Here is a 6844-nt window from a genome sequence, read left to right as displayed (position 1 = left end):
GATGAGCGGAGCGCCGGAGCGTGGTGGACGGCTTGAGCGGAGGTTGTCCGCGGTGGCCGTCGCGGTGGGCTGCGCGCTGTTTCTCGGCGGGTTCGTGCTCGCGGCGTTCCTCTATCAGCCGTACACGGTGCCGACGAACTCGATGTCGCCCGCGGTGACCGCGGGCGACCGGGTGCTTGCCCAGCGGGTCGACGGCACCGACGTGCGGCGCGGGGACGTGGTGGTCTTCCGCGACGCGGCCTGGGGCGATCTGCCGATGATCAAGCGGGTCGTGGGCGTCGGCGGGGACACCGTGACCTGCTGTGACGAGAGCGGCCGGCTGATGGTGAACGGCGAGCCGATCGACGAGCCGTACGTCGACCAGGCGTACGACGCCTTGAGCACCCAGTTCGAGGCCACCGTGCCTGACGGGGAGATCTTCCTGCTCGGCGACCACCGGGTGGACTCGCTCGACTCCCGCGACCAGCTCACCGACTCCGACCCCGGCACGGTGCCGGTGGCGGCGGTGTCCGGGCGGGTGGAGGCCACCGTCTGGCCGTTCGACCGGCTCGGCACGCTGCCCAGGGCCACGGGATTCGCAGGGCTGCCCGGCGGGGTGTCGGGGGCCGGGCCGCTGGGGCCGCTGACGTACGCCATCGTCGTGGGCGCCGTGCTGATCGTCTGCGGAGCCCTCTACGGGCCGGTCGCGGGCCGGCTGGGTCGGGCTCGGGCGGACCGCCGTGGCGTGCCGACGCCGCCGGTGGCGCACAATGAGGGAACGCACGGCTGAAGGGGATCACGCCATGAGTGCCGAGGACCTCGAAAAGTACGAGACCGAGATGGAGCTCAAGCTCTACCGGGAGTACCGGGACGTGGTCGGGCTATTCACGTATGTGATCGAGACCGAGCGGCGTTTCTATCTCACCAACGACTACGAGATGCAGGTGCACTCCGTCCAGGGTGAGGTGTTCTTCGAGGTCTCCATGGCCGACGCCTGGGTGTGGGACATGTACAGGCCGGCCCGCTTCGTCAAGCAGGTGCGGGTACTCACGTTCAAGGACGTGAACATCGAGGAGCTGAACCGGAGCGAGCTCGACCTACCGGAGGACTCGGGCTTCGGCGGCGCGCGGGGCACCTGACGCTCCGGTCTCACCCGTACGGGCGACGGCGTTGTCCACGGATCGCCGGTTGTCCACAGGATCGCGGCCAGAATCCCGCCGGGGGACCGGAGGCGGCAGCCTGAACGCATGACCGTGTTGACCGCGTTGCTCTCCGTGTTCCTCCTCGCCGTGCCCGCCGCGAGTGGGGCCCCCACCGACCAGGTTCCCGGCGACCCGGCCCCCACGGAGGCGGTCGCGGCCGGGGCCGGGGCGGCTGCCGCCTGGCCGGTGCCGGGGCCGGCGGGTGGGCCGCGGCCCGTGGTGGCCGCGCTCTGGGACCCGCCGCCGACGCCCTGGGCGGCCGGGCACCGCGGGGTCGACCTGGCCACCGCGCCGGGCGCCGAGGTCCGGGCGGCGATGCCCGGCACGGTGGCGTTCGCGGGCCAGGTCGCCGGGCGCGGGGTGCTCACCATCGAGCTGGACGACGGGGGCTCGCCGCCACTGCCGATCACGCACGAGCCGGTGCTGGCCGCGGTCGAGGTGGGGGAGCGGGTGGCGGCCGGCCAGGTGGTCGGCGAACTGGCCGCCGGGCCCTTCCACTGCCCCACGGCCTGCCTGCACTGGGGGCTGCTGCGTGGCGAGACCTACCTCGACCCGCTCACGCTGCTACCCGCGCACCTGCTGGGCACCGGGCCCGTCAGGCTGCTCCCCACCGAGGGCGTCCCGCTCCCCGACGGCGGGGGCGACGGTGGTGGTGGTGTGACCGGGGGCGCCGGCGGCGCCGTGCAGGGCCATCCGCACCGCGACCTCGGCGACGCCGGGGTCGGGGCCGCGGCGGACGGCGGCGTCGATCATGCCCTGCAGCAGGCGGGCCACCAGCCGGGGGTCCTCGTGCCCGAGGTCCGCCAGCGCGCCGACCACCAGGTCGACGAGGCCGCCGTGCGCGGCCCTGATCCGCTCCCAGGCCGGGTCCGGTCGGGTGCCGGCCCTGGCCGCCGCGTCGAGCTCGCCCGCCGCGATCGCCATCACGGCCCGGTGCCGCCCGTCGGCCGCCAGCGCCACCTGGTGCCGCACATAGGCGCCGAGCTTGTCGGCCGGGGTGTCGGCCACCGCCATCGCCGCCGCCACCTCCGCCGTCCACAGGGGGAGATCGTCCTCGCAGAGCGCCTCGACCAACTCGGCTCTGGAGCGGAAGTACTCGTACACGGAGGAGCGGGCCAGACCGGTGCGCTCGGCCAGCGCCGGAAAGGTCAGCGCGCGGACCCCGCCCTCGGACAACAGTGACCTGGCGGCGTCGAGGAGGGCGCCGCGCTGGATTCTCCGGTGCTCGGCCACCGTGGCCGCTCGGATCCTGGGCACGCCATCACTGTAGAGCGTCGGCGGCCCGCGGGGCACGGAACCGACGAGGCCCGGGGCTCAGCCGTGCACGTCGGCGAGCTTGGCGCGGAGTTGGAGCACGGACTTGGTGTGGATCTGGCTGACCCGGCTCTCCGTGACCCCCAACACCTCGCCGATCTCGGCCAGCGTGAGCCCCTCGTAGTAGTAGAGCGTGACCACGGTCTTCTCCCGGTCCGGCAGGGTGTTCACCGCGCGGGCCAGCAGCCGGCGGAGCTCCCGGTCCTCCGCGACCTCCACCGGGTCGTCGGCCGCGGTGTCCTCCAGCGTGTCCATCAGGCTGAGCCGGTCGCCGCCCTCGCCGCCCGCGTGCAGCAGCTCCTCCAGGGCCACCACGTTGGCCAGCGACAACTGGCTGAACACGGCGTGCAGTTCCTCCAGGGAGATCTCCATCTCCTCGGCCACCTCGGACTCCGAGGGAGTGCGGCGCAGCGAAGCCTCCAGGGTGGCGTACGCCCGCTCGATCGCCCGCGCCTTCTGCCGCACCGAGCGGGGAATCCAGTCCAGCGCCCGGAGTTCGTCGATCATGGCCCCGCGGATCCGGGTGATCGCGTACGTCTCGAACTTGATGGACCGCCCGGGATCGAACTTCTCGATCGCGTCGATCAGGCCGAACACCCCGGACGACACGAAGTCCGCCTGCTCCACGTTGGGCGGCAGCCCCACGCTGACCCGGCCCGCCACGTACTTGACCAGCGGCGAGTAGTGGAGGATCAGCTGCTCGCGCAGCCGCTCGTCGCCGCTGGTCTTGTACGAACGCCACAGCTCGTCGAGCGCGGTCGGCGCGGTCGGAGCGGCGGCGCCCCCCGTCGCGGCCGGAGCCGCCGGAGCCGCGTGCCGGGGCCCGGAGGAGTGCTGTGGCATGCGTTGTCTTGAGCCGTTCTGCGGGAAATACCTGCGGGAGATAGGTGTACGGGGAAGCGGTTCTGTCGACAGAACCCTGTGAGCGTAGCGTGACTGTCGGGTCGCGTTGCGCATGTGGGCGGTGATCGGCTATGCGCAGATACGTTCCGCTGCCCGCACCGTGGTGTTACGTGCCGCCACATCCCGGTGGATCCCCGCCGTCCGCGTGTCGGCCGCCGGGCCTCGACAACTGCCAGCGTTCGCCAACCCGTTCGACGAAACCCAGACAGCTGAGCTCGCGCAGCCGAGCGAGCGCGCTGGGCTCTCCCGTGCACGCCCGGCGCGCGATCTCCTCCGCGCCCAGCGCGCCCCAGGCGGGCAACGCCTCCAACACCCGACCCGACTCCGGTGCCAGCAACTCCCTCGGCACCGCGGGGCTCACCTCCTCGGGCGGCAACTCACCCATGTCTCCCACCAGTTCGATGACCTCGGCCGCGTCGGACACCAGCACGGCGGCCTCCCGGATGAGCCGGTGCGCGCCCGCCGACAGACTCGACGTGACCGGACCCGGCACCGCCATCAGACGGCGCCCGAGCCGGCTCGCGTGTCGGGCCGTCACCAGCGAGCCGCTGCGCCGCGCCGCCTCCACCACGACCGTGCCCCTGGTCAACGCGGCGATCAGCCGGTTCCGCTCGACGAACCTGGGCCGCGTCGGATGTTCGCCGGGTGGCAGCTCGGCCACCAGCAGACCACCGCCGGCGATCCGGTCGAGCAGTTCCCGGTGCGCGGCCGGATAGCCCACGTCCACCCCGCAGGCGAGCACCGCGACGGTGGTGCCGCCCACCGCCAGCGCGCCGCGATGCGCCGCGCCGTCCACCCCGTAGGCCGCGCCGGAGACCACCGCCCAGCCCCGCTCGGCCAGCGCCCCGGCGAACTCGGTCGCCACGTGCGCCCCGTAGTCGCTGCACGCCCGCGAGCCCACCAGCGCCACCGAGCGCAGCGCCGTGAACCGCAGCGAGCAGGGCCCGCGCACCCACAGCCCCACAGGACCGGCCGCCCCCAGATCGCCCAACTGGCTCGGCCACTCCCGATCTCCCGGGCACAGGAACCGCCCGCCGAGCGCGGCGACCGCCGCCAGATCCCGCCCAGGATCGACCCGCCTGGCGCGCAGCCGAAGCCCCGCCCACCGGTCCCGGCTCGCACCGGGCAGCCGGTCGCCCGCGCGCACCGCGCGCCAGACCTCCTCGGGGCCGAACTCCGCGAGCCAACGCCCCACCTGCTCGTCCCCCGGCTCGGCGAGCCTGGTCAGCGCGGCGCGCGCCAGCCGGCACTCCCCGGTGACGGGCCGTGGGACCGCCGGCGCCACCCGCCCCGCCGTCACGGCAGGCTCCCCGCGACGCCGGCGCCGCGCCGCACCCCGGTGCGCAGCTCGAGCGCCGCGTCCACGTCCTCCGCGGTGGGCCGGTCGTGGCCGGCCAGGTCCGCCACCGTCCACGCGACGCGGAGCACCCTGTCCAGGCCCCTGGCCGTGAGCAGCCCGCGGTCCATGTCCTGCTCGGCCCGGTTCAGCGCACCGGGCGGCGGCGCCCAGCGGGTGCGCAGCTCGTGGCCCGGCACCTCCCCGTTGGTCGCCCAGGGCGCGCCGCCGTACCGCGCGGCCGCCCGCTCCCGGGCCGCCAGCACCCGCTCCGCCACCACCGCGGTGGGTTCGCCGCCGGCCACCGCCACCAGATCGGCCCGGCTCACCGGCTCCACCCGGACGCGCAGGTCGATCCGGTCGAGCAGCGGCCCGGAGAGCCGGGCCCGATAGCGCCGGACGGTGGCCGGCATGCACTCGCACTCGCCGCCCGGCGAGCCGTGGCGCCCGCACGGGCACGGGTTGGCCGCCAGGACCAGCAACACCCTGGCGGGCATCCGCATCATGCCGGCCGCCCTGGCCACCACCACGAATCCGGACTCCAACGGCTGCCGCAGCGCGTCGAGCACCTGGCCGTTCATCTCCGCCGCCTCGTCGAGGAACAGCACCCCGTGGTGGGCGAGCGACATCGCCCCGGGGCGCGGCAGCCCGCTGCCGCCGCCGACCAGCGAGGCCATCGAGGCCGAGTGGTGCGGCGCGCAGTACGGCGGCCGGTCGATCATCGGGCGGCCGGGCGGCAGCGAGCCGCTGACCGAGTGCACGGCGGTGACCTCCAGCGACTCCTGGTGTGTCAGCGGTGGCAGCAGCCCGGGCAGCCGCTCGGCCAGCATCGTCTTGCCCGCGCCCGGCGCGCCCTTGAAGAGGAGGTGGTGCCGCCCGGCGGCCGCCACCTCCAGGGCCCGGCGGGCCAGCCGCTGGCCCGACACGTCGACCAGGTCGGGCACGGCCCGGCCGCCCGCGGCGCAGAAGACCCCGGCGGGCTGGGGATAGCCCCAGCCGGGGCCGAGCGGGACGCGTGCCCGCCCCTCGGGCCCACCCGGGTCGGGCCCGACCGTGCCCGGCTCCTCGGGCACCGGCTCGTCGGCGAGCAGCGCGATCAGCTGGGCCAGGCTGCGCACCCCGAGCACCGACACGTCCGGCACCAGGGCCGCCTCGGCCGCCGCCTGCTCGGGTACCACCACCTGCCGGTAGCCGGCGTCCGCCGCGGTGAGCACCGCGGGCAGCACCCCGCGCACCGGGCGCACCCGCCCGTCGAGCGCGAGCTCGCCGATCATCATCAGGTCCGCGATGGACCGTGGGTCGATCCGCTCGGCCGCCGCCAGCACCGCGCAGGCGACGGCGAGGTCGAATCCGCTGCCGAACTTGGGCACCGCGGCCGGGCTGAGCCCCACGGTCAGCTTCTTCTGGGGCCACTGGGCCCCCGAGTTGATCACCGCGGCCCGCACCCGGTCCCGGCTCTCGCTCAACGACTTGTCGGCCAGGCCGACCAGCGAGAAGGCGGCGACCCCCGGCTCCAGGTCGGCCTGGACCTCGACGACGACTCCCTCCACGCCCACCAGGGCCACCGCGCAGGTGCGGGCGAACGCCATCACGCCACCCCCCGCGCGTGCTGGACCAGCGGCGCGCCGCGCCGCGGGAGCAGGACCCCGATCAGGTCGATCCGCACCCCGCCGGGCGGCGGGGCGCCGAACCTGGCGAGCCAGCGTTCGCTCAGCCACCACTCGGCGAGTTCCCGAAGCCGGTCGGCCTTGCGCGGCGTCACCGCGGCCATCGGGTGCTCGAACTGCGGCAGCCTCCCGAGCCGCCGCGTCTTCACCTCGCAGACCACCACGGTGCCGCCGCCGGCCGACTCCCCGGCCACGATGTCGATCTCCCCGGCGCGGCAGCGCCAGTTGCGCTCCAGCACCGTCAACCCGGAGTCCCGCAGCCGCCGGACGGCCACGTCCTCCCCGAAACGCCCCAGCGCTCCTCGATGATTCATTCCGTGTCACCTCCGTCACCGACTGTGCGCGAGACGGCGAAGAGAAGTGGATCTTGGTGGACAACCCGGTGTATGTGGATAACTTCGTCACTCGTACGAGGGGGCGCGCGTCACTCACCCGCTTCTCCC

General features: G+C 74.6%; 6 protein-coding genes and 2 pseudogenes. 3 read left to right on the top strand and 5 right to left on the bottom strand.

Features of this window, described 5'->3' with window-relative positions; translation table 11 throughout:
- The first annotated feature begins 1 nt into the window (after position 1).
- The 3 genes and pseudogenes from lepB to E1283_RS28855 all read left to right on the top strand — a co-directional run.
- A complete protein-coding gene (lepB, locus tag E1283_RS28865; RefSeq protein ID WP_132821112.1) occupies positions 2-769 on the top strand; it encodes a signal peptidase I in 768 nt (255 codons plus the stop codon).
- Between the two features lie 13 nt (positions 770-782).
- A complete protein-coding gene (locus E1283_RS28860; RefSeq protein WP_132821111.1) occupies positions 783-1118 on the top strand; it encodes a DUF2469 domain-containing protein in 336 nt (111 codons plus the stop codon).
- 108 nt (positions 1119-1226) lie between these two features.
- Positions 1227-1724, top strand: a pseudogene (locus E1283_RS28855) (peptidoglycan DD-metalloendopeptidase family protein); the annotation flags it as partial.
- A gap of 126 nt (positions 1725-1850) precedes the next feature.
- On the opposite strand, the pseudogene E1283_RS28850 reads toward E1283_RS28855, so the two are convergent.
- From E1283_RS28850 to E1283_RS28830, 5 genes and pseudogenes are all read right to left on the bottom strand, one after another.
- Positions 1851-2414 (bottom strand): annotated as a pseudogene (locus E1283_RS28850) (TetR/AcrR family transcriptional regulator); the annotation flags it as partial.
- Between the two features lie 81 nt (positions 2415-2495).
- Positions 2496-3338, bottom strand: a complete 843-nt coding sequence (whiG, locus tag E1283_RS28845) for an RNA polymerase sigma factor WhiG (RefSeq protein ID WP_132821110.1) — start codon at positions 3336-3338, stop codon at positions 2496-2498.
- 166 nt (positions 3339-3504) lie between these two features.
- Positions 3505-4698, bottom strand: coding sequence for a DNA-processing protein DprA (dprA, locus tag E1283_RS28840; protein WP_243745181.1), 1194 nt, complete (start codon positions 4696-4698; stop codon positions 3505-3507).
- Complete coding sequence (locus E1283_RS28835; RefSeq protein WP_132821108.1) at positions 4695-6323, bottom strand: YifB family Mg chelatase-like AAA ATPase; 1629 nt, start codon at positions 6321-6323, stop codon at positions 4695-4697. The genes dprA and E1283_RS28835 overlap by 4 nt, the downstream gene beginning before the upstream one ends.
- Positions 6323-6715: a YraN family protein gene (locus E1283_RS28830; RefSeq protein WP_132821107.1), complete on the bottom strand. Its 393-nt coding sequence runs from the start codon at positions 6713-6715 to the stop codon at positions 6323-6325. The genes E1283_RS28835 and E1283_RS28830 overlap by 1 nt, the downstream gene beginning before the upstream one ends.
- Positions 6716-6844 lie beyond the last annotated feature (129 nt).

The sequence above is a fragment of the Streptomyces hainanensis genome, assembly GCF_004348415.1.
GTDB lineage: Bacteria > Actinomycetota > Actinomycetes > Streptomycetales > Streptomycetaceae > Streptomyces > Streptomyces hainanensis.
This window is presented reverse-complemented; position numbering and strand designations above follow the sequence as displayed.